Genomic DNA, 17,809 nt, shown 5'->3' on the forward strand with positions numbered 1-17,809 from the left:
GAATTAGACGATGAGGCTTCTCTGTTTCAGCTGCGGGAGGAGCCACTTGTATTCTGAGGTGACCTGGTCGACTGCGGATCTGCTGTGTAGTGAACCTGGCATGACAGCCCAAGTGTAAGTCTCCATCTCGAAGTGTTGACAGGTGTTGGGATGAGCAGCGACGTAGTCGAGAGCATCCAAGAGATGATCACTGGTAGAGAGCAGTGGAGATGATGGATCCGTGTGCAAGGGAATGTGGAAATGGATACGCCATTCCGAGGCGTTGTCCTGGCCGGAGCGACGAGCTTCGAGGGCCTCTGGGAGGTCAAGGTAGCGGTAGAGAGGATCGTGCGTACTTTCGGCCAATACTTGGTGTAGGTAGGTGGGTTCGCAGAAGGAGTCGAGTTGCGAGAGGGTTTTGGGGCTAAAGTCGCGAATTTTCAGGGCGGAGGAGAGGTGGAGCTTGGAGATGCGAATACCAGCGCTGGTGAAAGCGTCGAGAGACTTAGCAGCGTCCTCGTATTGGAGAGCGAGGTGGCAGGTGTCGTAGTTGACTCCAATGCGGCGTCGAATGGCGTCGGCGTCGGGTCGTTGATCTAGGAATTGTTCGAAAAATGCGATCGTCTCCGGGGTGGTTTCGAAGAGGCAGAGCGGCTCGGGTTCGAGCCCTAGGTGTAGGTCAGTATCATGTCTCTCGGAGAGACGTTCGATGTGCTGAAAAACCTGATACAGGTTTTCGTGCATGCCAGTGAGCTGTTCGGGAGTGGTATTAAAAGGTTTGAAGGAGCCAGGGACGGTGGATACGGAGCCGGAGACTCCTGAGGGTAGGAGCTGGACTAGCAGATCGAATAGTTGCTGGGTGTAGGCGAGGCGGTCTGGGGAGGTCCAATCGGGCAGGTAGACGTTTTCTTTTACGCGAGTATTGTGGAAGTCCCCGTAGGGAAAGCCGTTAATGGTGAAGACGTAACAATTTTCTTTATCCAGCCAACGCTGGAAGGCGAGGAGCGTTTGGGGCTGCTCGAGGTCGCGTGCAGCTGTTGCGGATAGGCGCAGCCCTATCGCGTATTCGCTGTCTGGACACACCGATCGGCGAACGGAAAGAACTTCGTTTTGGAGAGAATGGAAGGTTTGCTCCCAGTCTTTTCCAGGATGTACGTTGGTGCAGTAGGCGAGGTGAGCTTGGTGCTGAAGGCGCATTTGGATTTTCGGTTCGGGTTGCATAACCGAAGGCGTAGGGGCTCACATTGTCGAGGTAATGCTGAGTATTTTCAGCTCCAGTCCAGGGGCCAAGGGGGGCTGGACTGTAAATTTGGCTGAAAATCGCAATGAGCCTCGCGAACGATCCGAAACGGGTAGGTGCGGTGCGACTAGCCTAGCTTAAACTTGGGGCATTGGCTCAAGAAAGAATGTGGAGTTTTGTAGAAGACTTGGTCGATGGTCTCGTCGTCGTAGCCGCGTCTTCTCATTTCCATGGCGGCATAGGGGACGGCGAGGGGTACTGAGACGCCCCAGTCGCAAGCAGAATTCATCCACAGGCGTTCCGCTCCATAGGTTTCTATCATGTCGATAGCGCGAGGAGATGTGGCTTTGGATTCCGGGTAGAGCGTGATGCCGCCCCACATGCCTGCGTCCATGACGTACTTGACGGTGTGTTCCTCCACGTGGTCTATGAGTACGCGGGACGGGTCGATGCGAGAGTCAGACTTGATGAGGTCGACGATGAGTTGGGTGCCCTTGAGCTTGTCTTCGAGATGAGGGGTATGGACGAGGATGAGCTGTTGGTGCTGGGCGGCGAGGTCCACGTGGCGCTCGAGGATTGTCATCTCGTTGCGGCTGTTTTTGTTGAGGCCGATTTCGCCGATACCGAGGACGTTGGGCTTTTCGAGAAATTCAGGGATGAGGTCGATCACCTCATTGGCGAGAACGAGGTCCTCGGATTCTTTTGGGTTGATGCAGAGCCAGGAAAAGTGGGGCAGGTGAAACTTGGCGGCGCGGGCGGGCTCGTATTCGGTCAATTGGCGGAAATAGTCGAAGAAGCCCTTCGAGGAGCTGCGGTCGAACCCTGCCCAGAAAGCGGGTTCGCATACGGCTTTGCATCCGGCTGTGACCATGGATAGGTAGTCGTCCGTGGTTCTGCTTACCATGTGTGCGTGAGGCTCGATATAGCGCATGCTTCGATTGCTAACCGAGCGAGATGTCTTGGCAAACCGGAAAGCGAGAAGGTGTCGTTTCAACAATTGGCCTGGTCAATGAACTTGGTTGACCAAGCGCATATTTGCCGGGAGCTCTCGGAAAGTTTCGTGGTTTGCGCTGGGTTGGACAGATCGTGACCATCCCCCTTTTTCGCATTTTCTCGAGGCCAAAGCCGTGCTTAACAAACGTTCAACAATTTTGGGAAGAGTAACTTGCAGTATTTGGTTTTTCAGCGTCGGCTCGTTGATCATTAACGCATGAGGTCGCTATAACGCCATGAGGCGTTCTGTCATGTTCAACCTAGTTGTATTCAGCTGCTTGGACGACCTGCCATTGGTATGCTCGAGTTAAAACCCCTTTAATCTCTAAGAGTCTTGCGGGTTTCGCCACAGAACTACGTCGAAGATCATCGATTCTGCTGCAGCAACCCCTTCCTCGCCGTTTTCTGCAGTTCCCGCTGTATAGCCGAGCTTCTTCAGGAATCTGAGAAGAATCTTGGTGTTGGTTGGATTGTCCTCGACCACGATAATGCGAGTGGGAATTCGTCGGCAAAAGCACTGTCGGCGCCACTATCCGGGTTAGCGGGTGTTGCGAGCTCCTCATTCTTTGCCTCTGGAGGTGTCGCAGGAACTTTGTGGTTCGCTCAGCGTTTTCGATACCGACCCATTCTTTCTTGAAGACGCGAGCCGGTTTTGCGGTGGCGGAATTAATCAACCGGTTGAGTTTTCTCAGCGAAATAGGACGCGCGGTCGATTTACAGGTTTCGCTATGGACGAGTTCGCTATCGAGATCCGACGATACGAAGCGAATGATCTGAGGGAGGTTTTCCTGCATCTCCGCCCGGGCATCGATTATTGTGCGAATGGTATCTGGACGGGCTGCGGATGGGGCGACCAAAAGAAGCTCGTAGTTGCCGGAAGCGAGAGTTTTACCGATGGGTACGGGTTTGGAGTTTCTGCAGTCAAGCGAGATTCCCCATTCTCCAAGTTGACGTTGGAGGGCGCTTTGGGCGATTGGCTCGTCTACGAGCAGTAGCGTGTGTAGGCTGGGCTGATTCTCGAAAGGAGGATCCGTTTCGAGCCTCTGAGCCGTCAAGGTAATCGTGAATTCGGACCCTTGTCCCTCCTCACTGGATACGGCTAGGGAACCGTCGAGCAAGCGTAGTAGGTTTCGTGAGATTGCTAGTCCAAGGCCTGTTCCGCCGAATTCACGTGAAGCGGACGACTCGACTTGGTAGAAGGGGACGAATAGCTTGTCCTGCTTCTCTTTGGGGATGCCGATACCGGTATCCATGACAGCGATACTGAGCCTTGACGTATTCCTGTCATAGTCGACGGTCGCGGTGACGCCGCCTTGGTGAGTGAATTTTATAGCGTTGCCGACAACATTTGCGACCACCTGACGGAGTCTATTCGGGTCGTTGACGACACAAACGGGCACATTGTTCGTGACTACGAGGTGAAGTCCGAGCGCCTTCTTTTCGCAGTCTTCTTGGAAAAGCGAAATAGCGTCCTCGATGGTTTTAATCAGATTGGTTGCCGTGGTGGAGACTGTACAACGCTTTCGGAATTTTCATTGCTGCTTGATAGGAAAGTAGCGGCTTTCTTTTGGTTTAGCGAACTGGCGAGTATCTGGGATTCGATTGAGAGGTTGGTTTCGCTGTGGGTAAGCGACTTCAGTTCGGCAATTGCTTGGTCCCTAAATTCAATTGCGATACTCAAGCATCCCGTCGGATAACCCGCGTTAGTGAGGAAGCCGGGAAGGGGGAACAGTATTGTATTCGAAAACCGAATACACAGAAAGCGTTGTGTTGAGCTCTCCCAAAATGGCGGCTTCGGTATTCGGAGCGATCGCTTTCTCGAAGGTAGCAAGTCCGAAACGAGAGCTGCGTCGCACTGAGCTACTTGGACTGCCGTTCATAGGAGTGTACAGCAGAGCCTCCATTCTGCACCGAATTCCTCAAGCGTATCGCGCAGGTAGGCCCGTATGGTGTCGGCGTCGTTTAGCTGGGAAACGGCCTTGAAGCGAGGTTCGTTAACGGCATTCTTGAACTGCTCTTGATGGGACCGCTCGCGAATATCTAGCGAGTTGAGCAACACCGCCTCGGCCGCAGAGAGACGTTCTTGAGCAGCGAGAAGAGTGCGATGCTCGACCTGATCCATCGACTAGGGAGATAGTGATGATCGGGGGGAGCCGCCAGAATGACCAGGACCGGCAGGAGGACCTTGGTATGGAATGGAAGGTGACTGATGCGGGAACTGATCACAGGGGTTAAATCTTAGGGAGATCGGCGAGCCCCATTTCGATGTCTATCTCGAGGTCGCCCTCGGCGGGTACCTCGATATCCATGAATTTGCTGGGGAGACGCTCATCGACCTCGATCGCCTCGTCCCCTGATTCGCGACGGAAGAGTTCGAGGGTGGTGACGAGGTAAGCGTTGCGGTGAATCTGGGCCTCGACGGTGAGACGTGCGTCGTCCACACGAAATTCTTCGTTGGGAAATTCGTTGTTTGCTTCGCCAGTGAAAAAGGCGAACCCAGCCTCGCCAGAAATGATGACACGATCCATCCCGCGGCTGGGGGCAGCAGGGCTTCCGGCGAAGCTCGATTCTTGAAGGTCCGCGATTGCCTCCTCTTGATCGGCTACTTCGGAGGCTTGGGCGTCGAGGCGAGCTTTGAGCTCGGCGATCTGAGCTTGTTGCTGCTGGGCAAGTTTAAGGAGCGTTTCATTTTGTTCGGCCAAGGCCACGAGCCGCTCTTCGAGATCGTCGGCGAGTGGGTTGGGAATCAAGCAAAGAACGAACGCAGCGGAAGCTGCGAGCCTATGTCTGGGCGTAGCGTGGAGATGGAACTGTGCGAGCAATACCCCTCTATTAACGGTTTGGGCCTTCGCTTTTAGGGAAAAGCCAATTCGACCAGACCGATTAGAACTACTTCTAACCCTCGGTTGAGGGTTGGCCGTCTCCTGGCCAAGCGCCGCTGGCCGCTTTTGTGGTGGCCCTGGGGATGAGTTCCTTCGTGGGGTCGCTGAGCGAGAGCAGCACAGAGGTTGCCCGCTCTTCTGTACCGAGTTCCTTGAGCGCTTTTAGGAATGCTTGGTAGCGGAAGTCGTCTGTGGCTGCTTCGCGCTCCACGCGATCCATGAACGCGGCGATGTCGATCAGCTTGGAACGGGCGTCCATGAAGTAAAGATCGACGGGGTTTTGCGGCTTGGCTGGCTTCATAGTGCCGAATCTGCGCAGGTGATCGGCTGTTGCAAGCCGCGGACGACGTCGGCCAGGATTCGAATTCCTTCTTCCATCTTTTCTGGAGAAACGAGGGAGAAATTGATCCGCATACAGCAACCAGCTTGCTTGGACTCCGCGAAGAAAGGAGCCCCTGGCATGAACGCTACTCCACGGGCTAAGGCATCGCTCAAGGCGGCGGAGAGATCGAAGTCATTTTTAAAATTCAGCCAGAAGAACATGCCGCCGCTAGGAATATCCCAGACAGCGATTTCGGAGAATGAGCTTTTCAGGCAATTCTGCATGAGGTCGCGCTTTTTGCGGTAGTGCTCGCAAAGGTGGGCGACGCGTTTGTAATTCGTTTGGGGATCCGCCAACATCTGCGAGGCTATGAATTGGGCAGGGCGGTTACTGTGCAGGTCTGCAGCCTGCTTGAGCTTGAGCAACGGATCGAATAGCTCGGGGCTGCACGTCAGGCTACCGAGGCGAAGACCGGGGATGAGGGTTTTGGAAACGCTGGTGAGGTATATCCAGGGGCATCGCTTCAAGAAACTGGCGATCGGCGGCGCTGGAGGGGCGCCGTAGGCGATGTCGCGGTAAGGATCGTCTTCGAGTAGGATGGTATCGTGACGATCCAGTACGGCGGCTATTTGTTGGCGCCGTTCGAGGCTGTAGCTAGTGCCAGAGGGGTTTTGGAAGGTTGGATTGAGGTAGATGACGGGAGCCTGCGTCTCTTCGAGAAGCTGGTCGAGGGCCTGGGGGCAAATACCTTCGCTGTCGAGAGCGAGGCTGTGCAGTTCCGCTTGGAACAGTTTAAATACCTGAATGGCGGCCAAGTAGGACGGCGCTTCCAGAATGATGGGCGAGCCAGGCTCAAGAATTAGTTTCGCGGCTAGGTCCAGCCCTTGTTGGGAGCCGGATGTTACAAGGGTGGTGTCAGCGGACGCATCCAATCCGAGGGATTGGCTGCGGGCGGCGAGGATACTTCGCAACGATCGCTCACCCTCGGAGGGCCCATATTGATAGGCGGCGGGGGGGACCTCTGGAAGCTTGAGGTCCTGCCAAAGGCTCGCATCAGGCAGCCCGCCAGCGAATGAAATGATGTCTTTGTCTCGGGTGCGGGAAAGGATGTCGCGAGCGACGGAGCCAGTGAGCTTTTCAATTCGCTTGGCAAGCCGTGGTGCAGATCGGTGCTGGGTTTTCATCGCTCCATGATAGCAAAGTTCTTTAAATAACGGAAATATTCACTAAATGATAAATGCATAACGAAAATGTTATGAATATCCCCACCCACAAGCAGGTCGTGTTTTTCTTGGAGTTGTGCCGCGACTTTCATTTTTCGCAGGCGGCGGGGCGTTTGGGCGTGGCTCAGCCTCAGTTGAGCCGTAGTATTCGGGAGCTTGAAGCGATCGTGGGCGAACGTCTTTTTTCCAGAGAGGGACGGCGGGTGGGGCTGACCTCGTCAGGCGAGGTGTTTTTGAAAGAGGTGTATCGTTTGCCGGCTATCTTGAGCCGTGCGATCCAGGGAGCTCGCCGGGCAGCGGCTGGGGAGGAGGCGATTTTGCGACTTGGGTTTTTAGGCGCTTTGATGGGGGAGGATCTGCTGGGCGTGTTCGACCGTTTTCGTAGGGAGCATCCGAATACGCAGTTGTCCTTGGTGGACTTGCCACCTGTGGAGTTGGCGCGGCAGGTGGAAGTGGGCGAGTTGGACGGTGCGTTTCTGGGGGTGCGGCCGAGCACGTTGCCAGCGGGACTTGCGTATCTGGAGTGGAAGGAGGAACCATTGCTGGCCTGCTTGCCGAAGGGGCACGCTCTTGAGGGGCGGAAACGATTGCAGGTGAAGGATCTGAAGGGGGAAACGCTCGTTGTGCTGGCGACGCGGCTTGCGCCATCCTATCGTGAATTTCTCGATGATTTGTTTTCGGCTGCTGGCGAGCGGATCGAAGAAGTGAGGGAGACAAATGGATCCGATGCGATGTTGAGCATGGTGGTGGCGGGCTGTGGGGTCGCTTTGCTGCCGCGATCGGCGCTGCGTGGCGCTGCGGAGCGTTTGTCGGTGGTGCCGTTGCAGGGAAAGGGGACGCGTTTGCGCGAGGTGTTTTTGTATCGTCCTGAGGCGCGGGACGAGGTAAGCGGCTTGCTGAAGCTATTGTCGAGGCGTTCTATTGTTTGAGCGTTGCGCTCGGAGGAGTGGGTTGCGCAGGTTGGGCGCTTCGGTGGTAGTCGGGCATGGGCAAGGTCTTGGTTCTTTACTACTCTGGTTCCGGAAACACGGGTAAGGTCGCGGATTTCGTCGCTGAAGGTGCGGCCGAAGTTCCGGCTACAAAAGTTACGGTTAAGTCAGTATCCGAAGTCTCCGCTGCGGATGTGCTTTGGTGCGATGGCATCGCTCTAGGCGCTCCGACGCACATGGGCTCGATCCCTTGGCAAATGAAGCGATTTTGGGATGTGGAGATGCAACCGCATTGGGGAAAAATCGATGGAAAGATCGGCTGCGCGTTTGCGACTCAGGGTGGCTGGGGCGGTGGGGCCGAGCTGAATTGCCAGGCGTTAATGACCGTGATGATGATTTACGGGTTCTTGGTTTTCGGAGTGACTGACTACGTCGCCCAGCAGTTTACCCTGCACTACGGAACGACCATAGCGGGGGAGCCGCGTAGCGAGCGCGAGATGGATTCGCCTAGGCGACTGGGTAGGCGGTTGTCCGAGTGGGTAGCGACCTATGTCGAAGGTCGAAGGGAGGAGCATCCTCTTGTGAATGGACGAACGCGGTTTCCTTGGAGTTTGGATTAGTTGCTCGCGGAAACCGGGCGGCCTGTTAACATTTGCACGAAGGCTTTCCGTTCTGACTGGGAAATGTCGCGACGTGTCTCGAAAACTGCGTGTCCACTCGCGTTTGTATTAGAAATATCGATACCCCAAAGGGGAGCAATGGAGTTGGGAATAGCCGAGTATCGCAAATCGGTAATGAAACTCGGCTCATCAGGCAGGGCAGCGAGATAGCCTTCTGAAAAGTGTTCGAACCGCTGAAGATCGTCGGCGATTGGCGACGAGGGTTTGACTGAATCGAGAGCCGCTTGTGTATCGAAGGCTGGAAGCTTTGACCCTGGATAGATGAGATTTTCGCCGAAAAAGCCGACTCTGACAGCGTCTACGTAGTAGTGCCCCTCATAGAGATAGAGGCTGCGCCAAAGGACGAGGTTGGCGATAGAGGGTTTGACGGTTAAACGGGTTGCCGGTTCGTGGCCGCGGTTTGCGATGATTGACTCTAGAAACGAGTTTGCTCGTCGGTTTTGGATGACTCCTAGGCTTAGGTATGCAATGGCAAACACGGCCGCGGATTTACCGAAGATTGGTCTGTTCTTAACCACGGCTAGCAGTGCCATAGCGAGAAGGGGGACCGTGAACAGCGGATCTATGATCGAGATGATGCTCCAAGAAATTCGGGCGTTCGAAAACGGCCATAGCAATTGCGTACCATAGCTGGTACAAGAATCGAGAAGGCCAGCTGTTGCGTATCCAATCGTTGAATATAGGTAGATTGCTACAGGCTTGAGTCGCTTTCGCAATAATGGGAGAAAGACGAGGGCTGCGATCAGCCCTCCAATGGGTATGAAGGCTAGCGAGTGGCTGAAGTGGCGATGGTACTCTATATTTAAAAGCGGATCCTCCGAAGAGCGGATCAGGATGTCGAGATCTGCGAGCATGCCTCCAGCACAACCTAAAAGGGCGGCTAAGCGGGAGTGGTTAGGTTTGGCTATTGATAAGGCTGCGACTGCTCCGAGTACACCTTGGCTGACAGGATCCATCCGAGAATAGTGTAGGCTGAAACAAGAAAAGTGAAGGTGGGAGTTTGGATACGCAAAAAGGCAGCCCTCGTGCGAAGGCCGCCCTTTTAAAGATGATGTTGAGAGGTTGTACTCAGGCAGCGGCTTTTCCCATGCGTCGCTTGGTAACGAAGCGGAAACCTATGAGAGCGATGGCTCCCATGAATCCGATATACTGGGTAGTGTCAGGTACCTGCTGGATGGAAATGCGAGCGACTTGGTCACCCGCCATCAAGCTACTCGAGAGATTGCCTCCGGTCGCCAGAGCCGCTCCTTTGAATTCGTTCAAGCCGGATTGTCCGAGCAAGCTTACGGCATCCAGGGTGTCGGTGCTCAAGCCTCCGAGAGGAGAAAACGCGGCACCCATGAAATCGTTCAATTCAGTTCCTGCATCCCAGATACTCGAACCGAAAAGGGCGATTTCTTGGTAGCCCTTGAAGTTCCCGTAGCTGTCGAATAGATCGTACTGCATCGGGTCTGCGTTGCCAAAAAAGGCATCGTTGGACGGAAGCAGCATGGAGGCGAAGCTTAGATAGCGATTGTTCATCGAGTCCAAATCGATGGTGAAATAATTCGACTCTCCCGGAGCGAATAGGACGCCTGGAGGGGCGCCGCTGCTGTCTTGTAAGAGGACGTGGCTTTTGGCTCCAGCGACTCCGGAGATATCGCTGATCAACCCGCTTGCGTCTCCACCTTCGGCGACAGCCTCGATAGAAGCAGAGGCTGTAGCACCAGGATCGAAGGTATCGAAAGAGCCGTCATGGAATCCGAAGAAAACAGGTGTGAACCAGAGTCCGTCGGAGGCGCTGATGTTCTCAACTTTGACTTTTACGGTGATGGCATGGGCGCTGACTGCGGCGAAGCAGGCGGCGGCTGCGATGCCGCGGATAGCGGCACGAGTGAGTATTCGTGAGTTTGTGTACATGTGTGATTCTGAGACGAGTTGTTTCAGATCGATCTTGTAAAAAGGGCTTCATTGCCCGGCGCCGAAGGAAGAGAACGTGTGAAGCGAACTTTATGCCAAAAAAAATACAAAAATGTGCCTTCAAAGTAGCCCTGCGACGGTGTTGGGCTGCGAAGTTCTAGTAGTCAGTAGAGTAAAATCCCGTTCTGCACAGTCTCATTTCTCTCTGAGTGAAGGGCTCGCAAGCGTGCGGGCTACCGAGTCCCGCCCAGCCTTTTCAGGTTGCTTAGCGGAGGGGTGGCACTCCATAAGTGCGACATGAGCGCAAGCCCTGAAATCAAGAACGACAAGTCAGCTTTGCCCGACCAGCGTGGGCGTTTCGGCCAATTTGGCGGCAGCTATGTGCCGGAAACCTTGGTCACGGCTCTCGAAGATCTGACGAAGGAGTATGAGGTTGCTAAAAATGATCCCGAGTTTCAAAAGGAGCTCGCTCATTACCTGAAGGAATTTGCAGGGCGCCCGACAGGGCTCTACTTGGCGGAACGTCTGACGGAAGAACTGGGCGGCGCAAAGATTTACCTCAAACGCGAGGACCTTCTGCATACGGGAGCCCACAAGATCAACAATGCGATAGGCCAAGCCTTGCTCGCCAAGCGCATGGGAAAGAAGCGGGTGATCGCGGAAACCGGAGCAGGCCAGCACGGCGTGGCGACAGCCACTGTTTGCGCCCGATTCGGTCTCGAGTGTGTGGTCTACATGGGAGCGGTCGACATGGAGCGTCAAAAGCTCAACGTCTTTCGCATGCGTCTTTGCGGAGCGGAGGTTCGCGGCGTGGAAAGCGGTCAAAAGACACTAAAGGACGCGGTCAACGAAGCGATGCGCGATTGGGTGACCAATGTGCGCGACACGCACTACATCCTCGGGTCAGCCTTGGGGGCCCACCCTTATCCGATGATGGTGAGGGATTTCCACAAGGTTATCGGCGAGGAAACGCGCAAGGAGATCCTAGAAAAGGAAGGTCGATTGCCGGATGAGCTTGTAGCTTGCGTCGGTGGTGGGAGCAACGCCATCGGCTTGTTCTACGATTTCCTCGATGAGGACGGTATCCGCATGGTAGGTGTCGAAGCGGGTGGCCACGGCATCAAGCTCGGCGAGCACGCGGCGCGGTTCGAAGGCGGCCGTTTGGGCGTGCTGCAAGGATCGAAGACTTATATTTTGCAAAATCCGGATGGGCAGATCGAACTGACTCACTCGATATCCGCAGGTCTCGACTATGCGGCTATCGGTCCTGAGCACGCTTATTACAGAGATACGGGCCGCATCGAATACGCTTTTGCGACCGACGAAGATGTGCTGGAGGCCTTTAAGACGCTAAGCCGCACTGAGGGCATTATTCCGGCTCTCGAGTCGAGCCATGCCATCGCCTATGTGCTCAAGCGCGCTCCCGAGATGCGCAAGGACCAGATCCTCGTGATGAGCCTGAGCGGACGCGGCGATAAGGACGTGAACCAAGTCGCCAAGATGTTCGGAGCGGATGTGTGATTTATTGCCCACGAATTGCGCGAGTGTTTACGACTTTGTTCTGATGGGTTTGTGTCCGAGTTCTTCTGGAAGTCGATTCGAGTGGATTTGTGTGATTAGTGGTAATTGATACTGTACTATGAAGAGCATGACTGGATTTGGCCGCTGCGAAGTGGCGGAGGATGGAGTTGTGGTTTCGCTGCGCGTGAGCTCGGTGAACCGCAAAAACCTCGAGGTCGTGTGCTCGTTGCCGAAGGAGCTGCAGCAGCTCGATCGGAAAGTGCAGGAGCGCGTACGCACGCTGGCCGCCCGCGGGCGCTTTCAATTCTCTCTCGATGTGCGGCAAGATGGCGCGGCGATTGGAGGCTTACCCAGCGACGATCAAATTGACGCCGCAATCGAGCGTCTGAAGGCGATCGCAGAACGGCATGGAGCGGTCTTCAAAGTCGATGGTGAATTGCTGGTACAGGTATCCCGCTTGCTCGAAAAGGAAGATGCTGGATTACCGGAAAAGACCGCGGAGAAACTTTTGTTCCAAGCTGTGGATACGGCACTCGATGAGCTCGTTGCTATGCGTGAGAAGGAAGGAACGGCGCTGAAGGTCGATCTCGAAGACCGTCGCCAAAATCTCGTGACACTTGTCTCTCAGGTTAGGGAACAAGCCCCTGGCATGGTGGCGAAGTATCGGGAGAACCTGCTCGCCCGCTTGGAGCAGGGCGGTTTGGAATTGGACGTGAACGATGATCGCGTCTTGCGCGAGATCGCTTTGTTCGCGGATCGCTGTGACATTTCCGAAGAGATCACGCGGCTCGACAGCCATTTGGATCAATTTGCGGAGCTTATCGAAAAAGATGAACCCGTGGGGCGTCCTCTCGAATTTTTGCTGCAGGAAGTTGGTCGTGAAATCAACACCAGTGGGAGTAAGGCGAGCTCGATAGAAGTATCGCGCCTAGTGCTCGAAATGAAGAACGAGCTTGAGCGGATCCGCGAGCAGGTCGCGAACGTGGAGTAAGAGTCTGCCCTGACGGATGGGGCACTAACGATCTAAGGAGGCGTGGAGATGGCTCAAGTCGAGCCAGCGTGCCTGCCCGAGTGCGGGAGAACGCGAGTCGAGCGTAGTTCGATGGTTGGGTGACCAGTAACCGCCCGGGGCGTTTCCACGGACTATCTCTATTCCGTGAATGGTGTGGATCCAGACGGAGCCGGCGGGACATCAGAAATCGCAGCTGGGGTCGGCACGGGCGAACTGGCCGACGGGCCTTGGAGAGCGCGCTGTGATCAGCGATGGGATCGTCGAGACCGTATCCAAGAAACCACAGGTAGTCGAGTCTCTCGGGCAGGCATCGCAACAACTCCCGCTCGCTTTTGACGTCGTCCCAGAAGAGCAGGAACATCAGTTTGAGGACGATCTAGGGATCGAGCCCCACGTTTCCGTTGCGGCCGTATTTGCCTTTGACAAGTTCGCGAGCTGAGCTGAAGTCGCACTTGTCGAGAACCTTCCTCAATGGATGGTCCTGGCGGACTCTTTGGTCGAGATTTACCTAATAGCTGAACAGGCTGCTTAGCTACATGGGTTTCCATCATAATTCCTACGATGTCAGGAAACTTGGGTATCCAAGTTCTAGTACGCAGATGAGCGTAGTTTTTCGATTTGGGCAACAGCCTGTAAAATTTTGATATCTTACTTTGATTCAACACCTGGATACGCAGATTTCATTCAATTCCGGCACAGTGGCAGATGCTCCTCCGGAGTCGTGGAGCCATTAGCCTCATGCCAGCCGCGGGCGCTCGTCATCTTAGTGCTTTGCCTCAGCGAAACAGCTTAGCAGAGTACCAGGCGGGTCATTTACGTCACGTTTAAACTCCAACGTTGGAGTTTAAACGTGACGGGTAAGGGGGGGATTGGATGGGGCGGGGGTGAGGAGGGGCGTTTCGTTGGTCTTGCCTCCAGTTGTCAAGGTTAGGGCACTGCCTAACCTTTGGTGCTATCGTCTTTGGTTTCAGGCTTTTGGGGCTTTGCGGACCGGAAGGAGAGGATGATGTAGAGAGTCACGCCGACGGTGATTCCAGAGTCGGCGATGTTGAAGCTTGGGAAGTGGTAGTCGCCGAATTGGAAGTCTAGGAAATCTATGACTTTTTGGATACGGATGCGATCGATCATGTTACCGATGATGCCGCCTATCATGAGGCCGTAGCCAAGTTGGATCTTCTTCTGGTCGAGCTCGAGCGCTTTACGGAAATAGAAGAGACAGGCGAGGACAACGAAGCCGACTGCGGTGAGTGGCCAAGTATGGCCGGAGAACATTGACCATGCCGCCCCGGTGTTCGTGACATGCACGATGTGGAAGAAGCCGGGTATGACTTCTATGTTCTGAGGAGGAAAGAAGGAGCCCTCAGGTAGCGTCTCCACTACCCAGAGCTTTGTGGCTTGATCGAGAAACAAAACGGCTGCTGCCAATAAGAGCAGCAGCCTGTATTTTGAAACCTTTGACACGCGAGGCGCTTAGTTGTCGTCGTCGTCTGAGCCGTAGTTGAGCGAGTCCTCGGACGATGCGTCGGCAAAGACCCCCCCGGCTTGGTTGCGTACGCGGAAGGTGTTCTTTTCGATCTGCTCCTGCGTTTTCATGGAGTAGCGAGTGAAGGGAACCGCCATCAGGCGTTCATCACGTATGCGCTTTCCGGTCATTTCGCAGATGCCGTAGGTGCCGTCGAAGATGCGGTCAATAGCGGATTCGATTTCCTGCAGGGCGTCTTGTTCGGAAGAAACCATTGAGAGGGCAAAATCGCGGTCAAAAGTGTCGGTGCCTGCGTCGGCCATGTGCTGGCTGTAGCCGGAGAGATCGCCCGAGTCGTCCTTGCTGGAGCGCTTTAGGGTCTCTTCCGCATGGGTGGTGAGGCCGTGCTTGACGTGGTCGCGCAGCTCGATGAGCAGGTCGTAGAATTTCTTGAGGTCAGCTGGGACCTTGCTGGCGTCGCGCTTTTTGGTTTCTTGCTTGGGCGCGGCAGGGTTGTATCCGAGGATGTCTGCGAGAGATGCGGCTCCGAAGCTTTGCTTTTGCTTCTTTGCTTCAGCCTCTTCGAGAGCCTTGCGAGCCTTCTCCTTCGCTGCGATGTCCGCCTTGCTCTGAGATTCTTCTTCGCCGCGAGTGCTGGCAACCGCGAGTGCGTCGTCCAGAGAGAATCCGCCCGCTACTGCTGCTGATTTCTTTTTGGCTGCTTTCTTGGTTGTAGTTTTGGCGGCTGCCTTCTTGGCAGCTTTCTTGGCAGGGGTCTTCTTTTCAGGCATGTGTTGTCAGGCTTTTTTTAAGGCTTGGTCGCAGCGTGAGCATGTGTGCTCGTTGTCGGTTCCGTTGTTAAGTTGGGGTTCCCATCTCCAGCAGCGAGGGCATCGGCCGCCGCTTGCTTTTTCTGCTGAAACCGAAAGCTCGGAGCCGGATTTGGCTGCGAGTTCGACTTGAGAGACGATGAGGAGTTCCTCGAGAAAATGTTGATATCGACCGAGTCGGGAGAATTCTTCCGACGAGGGATCGCCGGAAATGGTCACGAACGCGTCAAGGGACCTTCCGATTTCACCCGCGGCGCGAAGGGTCTCAAGTTTTTCATTTACCTGGTCGCGGAAGGCGAAGAGTTCGACGAAGTCGTCGGCTAGGTTCACGTCTTGCCATTCCTTGGCTTCGGAGGGCCAGTCTTGCAGCACGAGGGCGTTTTCGGAGAAATCCTCGCCCTCGGTGAAGTAGGACCACGCTTCGTCTGTAGTGAAGGGGATGACGGGCCCCATCAAGCGGACCAGCGTCTTGAAGATGTGGTAGATCGCAGTCTGCGAGGAGCGACGCAGGGGAGCGTCAGCAGCGAGCGTGTAAAGGCGATCCTTGAGGATGTCGTGGTACAGCGACGACAGGGTGACAGAAGCGAACTGGTTGCAAAGCTGGAAAACCTTGTGGAACTCGTAGTTGTCATAGGCTTTTTCAACAGCTTCGGCGAGCTCGCCGGTTTTGTGCACGGCCCAGCGGTCGAGCTCGTGGAGTTCGTCAACCTTGAGAGCATCCTTTTCGTAGTCGAAGTCGTATAGATTCGATAGCTGAAAGCGGAAGGTGTTGCGGAACAAACGGTAAGCGTCTCCAACGCCACCCAGGATTTGCTCGGAGATACCGATATCCGCTCTGAAGTCTGTGGAAGCGACCCAAAGGCGAACCACATCGGAGCCAAACTTGTCCATGTAGTGCATCAGGGTCATCGCACCGTCGCTCTTTGAGAGCTTGGATCCGTCCTGATTTACGAGGAATCCGTGGGTGAGGATGCTTTTGTAGGGGGCTCCACCTGCACGGATGACGCCGGTCCAGAGGGAAGATTGGAACCAACCACGGTGCTGGTCGCTGCCTTCGAGATAGAGATCGCACGGCCAGTCGAAGTCATCGCGTCCTTTGAGGACTGAAAAGTGGCTGGAGCCGGAGTCGATCCAGACGTCGAGCGTATCGGTGCCGGCTTTCAGGGTCTTGCCCAACCACGATTCTGGGAGAACGATGCCTTCGAGGAGTTCCTGAACGGTAGAGGTGTACCAGAGGTTGGTGCCGGAAGTGGCGACCTTGTCGGCGATCGCTTTGATGACGTCGGCGTCCATGTAGGCTTCGCCGTCTTCATCGTAAAATGCGGGAATTGGCACTCCCCATGAGCGTTGGCGGCTGATGCACCAGTCCGGGCGGGCTTCGACGTTAGCGGTGATGCGTTTCTGGCCCCAGTCTGGAATCCACTTCACCTTCTCGATCGCCGAGATTGCTTTTTTACGGGTGTCGTTCTTGTCGATGGCCACGAACCACTGGTCGACGGCTCTAAAAATGACAGGTGTCTTCGAACGCCAGCAATGCGGGTAGCTGTGGTTGATTTTCTTCTTCTTGAGAAGGGCTCCAGCTTCGTCGAGTGCTTTGAGGACCTTGCCGTTGGCGGGAACCCAGCCTTTTTCTTCGAGAACGGATTCACCTACGAGAAAATCGGGGATTTGGCCGTCGTCTGCGTACTTGCCCTCGTCGTTAACGGGGCAATAGATATCCAGACCGTACTTGAGGCCGGTCATATAGTCCTCCTGACCGTGACCAGGAGCGGTGTGTACACAGCCAGTACCAGAATCGGTGGTGACGTATTCGGCGAGTACGATCGGACTTGGGCGATCGATAAACGGGTGGTGCGGCTGGACGTGCTCGAGCTCTTGGCCCTTCACCTCGTGCACGATTTTCCAATCCTCGAGGCCGAGGTCGGTGGCGAATTGCTCGGCAAGGTCCTTGGCGACGATGTGTACTTTATCGCCCGTATCCACGAATGCGTAGGTGAGGCGAGGGTGGACTGCTACGGCGAGATTGGCAGGGATCGTCCATGGAGTCGTTGTCCAGATAACGATGGAAAGTGGTTTTTCGATGCCGAACCTCGCTTTGTCGGCAATATCGAAGGCAACCCAGATAGAGGGGCTTGAGTGGTCCTTGTACTCGATTTCTGCCTCGGCGAGTGCCGTGGCGCAGGGGATCGACCAGTAGACTGGTTTCTTGCTGCGGTAGACGAGGTCTTGCTCGACGAAGGAAGCGAGGGTACGGAGGATTTCCGCTTCGTAGGCAGGGTTCTTGGTTTTGTATTCGTTTTCCCAATCACCGAGGACTCCGAGTCGCTTGAACTGGGAGCGCTGTACGTCGATCCAGTGCTCTGAAAACGCGTCGCACTTGTCTCGAAGCTCTGCGGTGGGTAGCTCTATCCCCTCTGCTTGCAGTTCCTTGGTGACCTTGTGTTCGATGGGAAGACCGTGGCAATCCCAGCCGGGGATATAGGGCGTTCGAAAGCCTTGGGCGGCTTTGTAGCGGAGTACGATTTCCTTGAGAGTCTTGTTCAGGGCATGTCCTAGATGGAGCTCGCCGTTGGTGAAAGGCGGTCCGTCGTGGAGGAGGAAGGCAGGTTTACCAGCGTTTTTGTCCTGCAGTTTTTGATACAACCCAATCTTGTCCCAGTGCTCGACTCTGGCTGGCTCGCGCTTGCCAAGATTTGCCCTCATGGGGAAGGCGGTTTTGGGAAGATTCAGGGTATCTTTAAAGTTATCTGACATGCCCGTTTTTAGGAATGCGCGGATACTGGCTAAGGGGGGAGGCGTGTCAAGGATGGAGGGAAAGGGATTTTCCCATACGGCAA

General features: G+C 55.2%; 18 protein-coding genes. 4 read left to right on the forward strand and 14 right to left on the reverse strand.

All coding sequences use genetic code 11. The features are described 5' to 3' along the window. Positions 1 to 3: 3 nt before the first annotated feature. From eboE to QEH53_RS14020, 8 genes are all read right to left on the reverse strand, one after another. Complete coding sequence (gene eboE / locus QEH53_RS13985) at positions 4 to 1,176, reverse strand: metabolite traffic protein EboE (protein WP_309023829.1); 1,173 nt, start codon at positions 1,174 to 1,176, stop codon at positions 4 to 6. Positions 1,177 to 1,346: 170 nt separating this feature from the next. Beyond that, positions 1,347 to 2,123: a TatD family hydrolase gene (locus tag QEH53_RS13990; RefSeq protein ID WP_309023830.1), complete on the reverse strand. Its 777-nt coding sequence runs from the start codon at positions 2,121 to 2,123 to the stop codon at positions 1,347 to 1,349. Positions 2,124 to 2,472: 349 nt separating this feature from the next. Then, the gene (locus tag QEH53_RS13995; protein ID WP_309023831.1) at positions 2,473 to 3,612 is read right to left on the reverse strand and encodes an ATP-binding protein; all 1,140 of its coding nucleotides are present in this window, start codon (positions 3,610 to 3,612) and stop codon (positions 2,473 to 2,475) included. 303 nt (positions 3,613 to 3,915) lie between these two features. Beyond that, positions 3,916 to 4,092, reverse strand: a complete 177-nt coding sequence (locus QEH53_RS14000) for a hypothetical protein (protein ID WP_309023832.1) — start codon at positions 4,090 to 4,092, stop codon at positions 3,916 to 3,918. Continuing rightward, the gene (locus tag QEH53_RS14005; protein ID WP_309023833.1) at positions 4,089 to 4,334 is read right to left on the reverse strand and encodes a hypothetical protein; all 246 of its coding nucleotides are present in this window, start codon (positions 4,332 to 4,334) and stop codon (positions 4,089 to 4,091) included. Before QEH53_RS14005 ends, QEH53_RS14000 begins: the two co-directional genes overlap by 4 nt. 109 nt (positions 4,335 to 4,443) lie before the next feature. Further along, the gene (locus QEH53_RS14010) at positions 4,444 to 4,962 is read right to left on the reverse strand and encodes a hypothetical protein (protein WP_309023834.1); all 519 of its coding nucleotides are present in this window, start codon (positions 4,960 to 4,962) and stop codon (positions 4,444 to 4,446) included. 145 nt (positions 4,963 to 5,107) lie between these two features. Beyond that, the gene (locus tag QEH53_RS14015) at positions 5,108 to 5,395 is read right to left on the reverse strand and encodes a hypothetical protein (protein ID WP_309023835.1); all 288 of its coding nucleotides are present in this window, start codon (positions 5,393 to 5,395) and stop codon (positions 5,108 to 5,110) included. Continuing rightward, positions 5,392 to 6,600 (reverse strand): PLP-dependent aminotransferase family protein, encoded by a 1,209-nt coding sequence (locus QEH53_RS14020; protein ID WP_309023836.1) that lies wholly within the window; start codon positions 6,598 to 6,600, stop codon positions 5,392 to 5,394. The genes QEH53_RS14015 and QEH53_RS14020 overlap by 4 nt, the downstream gene beginning before the upstream one ends. Before the next feature lie 71 nt (positions 6,601 to 6,671). Here QEH53_RS14020 and QEH53_RS14025 point away from each other — a divergent pair, with 71 nt between their 5' ends. Both QEH53_RS14025 and QEH53_RS14030 read left to right on the forward strand, forming a co-directional pair. Then, the gene (locus tag QEH53_RS14025; RefSeq protein WP_309023837.1) at positions 6,672 to 7,568 is read left to right on the forward strand and encodes a LysR family transcriptional regulator; all 897 of its coding nucleotides are present in this window, start codon (positions 6,672 to 6,674) and stop codon (positions 7,566 to 7,568) included. Positions 7,569 to 7,624: 56 nt separating this feature from the next. Continuing rightward, positions 7,625 to 8,188 carry a flavodoxin family protein gene (locus tag QEH53_RS14030; protein ID WP_309023838.1) on the forward strand — a complete coding sequence of 188 codons (564 nt, stop codon included), beginning with the start codon at positions 7,625 to 7,627 and terminating at the stop codon, positions 8,186 to 8,188. Here the strand turns inward: QEH53_RS14030 and QEH53_RS14035 are convergent. Next, positions 8,185 to 9,204 (reverse strand): metal-dependent hydrolase, encoded by a 1,020-nt coding sequence (locus tag QEH53_RS14035; RefSeq protein WP_309023839.1) that lies wholly within the window; start codon positions 9,202 to 9,204, stop codon positions 8,185 to 8,187. The two genes, QEH53_RS14030 and QEH53_RS14035, sit on opposite strands and share 4 nt — an antisense overlap. A 112-nt stretch (positions 9,205 to 9,316) precedes the next feature. Continuing rightward, positions 9,317 to 10,147 (reverse strand): spondin domain-containing protein, encoded by an 831-nt coding sequence (locus QEH53_RS14040; protein ID WP_309023840.1) that lies wholly within the window; start codon positions 10,145 to 10,147, stop codon positions 9,317 to 9,319. A 297-nt stretch (positions 10,148 to 10,444) separates the two neighbouring features. Between QEH53_RS14040 and trpB the strand changes: the two genes are divergently transcribed. Together trpB and QEH53_RS14050 are read left to right on the forward strand one after the other, a co-directional pair. Next, complete coding sequence (gene trpB, locus QEH53_RS14045) at positions 10,445 to 11,668, forward strand: tryptophan synthase subunit beta (RefSeq protein ID WP_309023841.1); 1,224 nt, start codon at positions 10,445 to 10,447, stop codon at positions 11,666 to 11,668. 118 nt (positions 11,669 to 11,786) lie between these two features. Next, the gene (locus tag QEH53_RS14050; protein ID WP_309023842.1) at positions 11,787 to 12,659 is read left to right on the forward strand and encodes a YicC/YloC family endoribonuclease; all 873 of its coding nucleotides are present in this window, start codon (positions 11,787 to 11,789) and stop codon (positions 12,657 to 12,659) included. On the opposite strand, the gene QEH53_RS24460 is transcribed toward QEH53_RS14050, so the two are convergent. The 4 genes from QEH53_RS24460 to ileS form a co-directional block, all read right to left on the reverse strand. Beyond that, on the reverse strand, positions 12,553 to 13,041 hold the full coding sequence (locus QEH53_RS24460) for a transposase (protein ID WP_369426446.1): 489 nt from the start codon (positions 13,039 to 13,041) through the stop codon (positions 12,553 to 12,555). The genes QEH53_RS14050 and QEH53_RS24460 overlap by 107 nt on opposite strands. 578 nt (positions 13,042 to 13,619) lie before the next feature. Next, positions 13,620 to 14,141 carry a signal peptidase II gene (gene lspA, locus QEH53_RS14060; RefSeq protein ID WP_309023844.1) on the reverse strand — a complete coding sequence of 174 codons (522 nt, stop codon included), beginning with the start codon at positions 14,139 to 14,141 and terminating at the stop codon, positions 13,620 to 13,622. A gap of 9 nt (positions 14,142 to 14,150) precedes the next feature. Next, positions 14,151 to 14,933: a TraR/DksA C4-type zinc finger protein gene (locus QEH53_RS14065; protein WP_309023845.1), complete on the reverse strand. Its 783-nt coding sequence runs from the start codon at positions 14,931 to 14,933 to the stop codon at positions 14,151 to 14,153. Positions 14,934 to 14,939: 6 nt separating this feature from the next. Continuing rightward, positions 14,940 to 17,726 (reverse strand): isoleucine--tRNA ligase, encoded by a 2,787-nt coding sequence (gene ileS / locus QEH53_RS14070; protein WP_309023846.1) that lies wholly within the window; start codon positions 17,724 to 17,726, stop codon positions 14,940 to 14,942. Positions 17,727 to 17,809 lie beyond the last annotated feature (83 nt).

The organism is Pelagicoccus sp. SDUM812002 (assembly GCF_031127835.1).
Lineage (GTDB): Bacteria > Verrucomicrobiota > Verrucomicrobiia > Opitutales > Opitutaceae > Pelagicoccus.